This window comes from Micromonospora sp. LZ34 (assembly GCF_052981855.1).
This window is the reverse complement of record NZ_JBRIQN010000136.1, coordinates 1-2,100: the sequence shown is the minus strand read 5'-3', so window position 1 is coordinate 2,100 and position 2,100 is coordinate 1. Positions and strand designations below refer to the sequence as shown.

At 75.3% G+C, this 2,100-nt stretch carries 2 protein-coding genes and 1 pseudogene; all 3 read right to left on the bottom strand.

Translation table 11 applies throughout. The features are described 5' to 3' along the window. Window positions 1-203 (bottom strand): annotated as a pseudogene (locus ACVCAH_RS37780) (phosphoheptose isomerase); the annotation flags it as partial. Next, window positions 203-1,420, bottom strand: coding sequence for a glycosyltransferase (locus tag ACVCAH_RS37775; RefSeq protein ID WP_447140996.1), 1,218 nt, complete (start codon window positions 1,418-1,420; stop codon window positions 203-205). The gene ACVCAH_RS37775 and the pseudogene ACVCAH_RS37780, both read right to left, overlap by 1 nt. Then, a partial coding sequence (locus tag ACVCAH_RS37770; RefSeq protein WP_447140995.1) for a glycosyltransferase family protein occupies window positions 1,405-2,100 on the bottom strand: 696 nt, incomplete at its 5' end. The genes ACVCAH_RS37770 and ACVCAH_RS37775, both read right to left, overlap by 16 nt.

Genomic DNA, 2,100 nt, shown 5'->3' with positions numbered 1-2,100 from the left:
AGTTTGCCGACGAGTTCGGCGGTGAGGTGTTGGGCCTCGGCGGCGCTGCCGCCGTTGCCGGCCACCAGCAGGCGGCCCCCGTCGACCAGCCGGCGGGCCAGGGTCTCGCCCCACCGGGCCAGCAACTGTTCGCACTGCCGGTACGGCAGCAGCGCCGCGGCCAGGTTCGCCAGGTGGGCGTCGAGCAGGGTGCCCGCCGCCATCAGGCCACCACCCGGGTCGGCCGGCGCACCGCGGCCACCTCGGTGTAGACCTCCACCAGCCGTTCCGCCGTCGCCGCCCAGGAGTAGCGCCGCCGGGCCCGTTCGAGCGCCGCCGTGGCGTACGCGAACCGGCGGATCCGGTCGTCGAGCAGGCGTTGCAGCGCGATGCCGAGCGCCCGCGGATCCCGGGCCGGCACCAGGTCCCCGGTGACCCCGTCGACCACGGTGTCCTTGATCCCGCCCACGGCGGTGCCCACCACCGGCACGCCGCAGGCCATCGCCTCCAGCGGGGTGAGCCCGAACGGCTCGTACCAGGGGGCGGCCACCAGGATGTCGGCGGAGCGGTACCAGCGCCCCATCTCCTCCCGGGGCACCGCGCCGACCAGGCGGACCCGGTCGGCCACCCCGCAGGTGCCGGCCAGGGCGCGCAGCCGCCGGGCGTACGGGTCGGTCTCCAGCAGGCCGGCCGGCGGGCCGCCCACCACCACGCACTCGGCCTCCGGGACCAGCGCCATCGCCCGGATCACGGTCTGGAAGCCCTTGCGCTCCACCAGCCGGCCGACGGTGAGGATCCGGGGCCGGCCGGCTTCGCGGTCGGCGGCCGGGCCGAGCGGGGCGAAGGTGGCCAGGTTGACCCCGGACGGGACGACGGTCATCCGTGACCGCGGCACCCCCATCCGGACCAGCTCGCCGACCTCGTCCTGGCACTGCGCGATCACCCGGTCGACGGAGCGGCCCAGCTCCCGCTCGTAGGCCACCCGGCGGGCCGGGCTGGTGTCCTGGACGCCCTGGTAGCGCCGCTTGACCGTGCCGAGCGCGTGGTACGTCTGGACCACCGGCACGCCGGTCTGGTGGCTGGCGGCCAGCGCGGCGAGGCCGCTCATCCAGAAGTGCGCGTGGACCACCTCGGGCACCCAGTCGTCGCTCCGCCACCGGTCGACCAGCCACCGGCTGAACTCCTTCATGTGCGGCAGCAGCGCGTCCTTGGCCACCGGCTCGGCCGGCCCGGCCGGCACGTGCACCACGTCGTAGCCGTCCGGGCTGCGTACCGTCACGGGCAGGTCCACCGCGTCGCGGCGGGTGTAGACCCGCACGTTATGCCCGGCGGCGGCGAGCGCCGCGGAGAGCTCGGCGACGTGGGTGTTCTGGCCACCGGCGTCCTCGCCGCCCAGGATGGCGAGTGGGCTGGCGTGCTCCGAGATCATCGCGATGCGCATACTTCCTCCTCCAGCAGCCGGTCCCAGTCGGCGAGGAAACGGTCGAGCCCGTAGCGGTCCCGCGCGGCCACGCGGGCCTCGGCGCCCGCCCGGCGCGCCTCCGCCGGCTCCGCCATCAACCGGCGGGCGGCGTCCAGCAGGACGTCGACCCGGGTGGACAGCGCGCCGGCTCCCGGTGGCACCGCCGTCACCGCCTCGGTGGTGGCCAGCGCGACGACCGGCATGCCGATCGCCATCGCCTCGATCAGGCTCAGCCCGAGCGAGGTCCACCGGCACAGGTGCAGGTACGCCCGCCGCCGGGCCAGCTCGGTGTGCATCCGGGCCTGCGGCACGTCGTCGTGCGCGGTGACCCGGTCGGCGGGCAGGCCCAACCGGTCGGCCAGCCCGGCCACCCCCATGCCGAACACGTCCAGCGGCGCGATCTCGGCGAACCGGGGCAGCAGGTCCGTCCCGGTGACCCGCCACCGGCGTACCGGCTCGTTGATCACCACCGCCAGCCGGTCCAGCTCGCCGGAGTACTCCACCGTCGGCGCCACGATGCCGTGGTCCACCACGGTGGTGCGGGTGGCGCCGGTGTCCCAGAACAGCTCGTTGAACCCGGTCACGTGGGCGATGAGGAGGTCGTCGCGGTCGGCCATGGGGTGTCGGCTGTTGGGTACCTGGCCGTCCTTGGGGGTGTT

What these genes read in the sequence shown, in the direction of transcription:
- ACVCAH_RS37775 (WP_447140996.1), bottom strand. Translation starts at nt 1,420, where the DNA reads ATGCGCATCGCGATGATCTCGGAGCACGCCAGCCCACTCGCCATCCTG.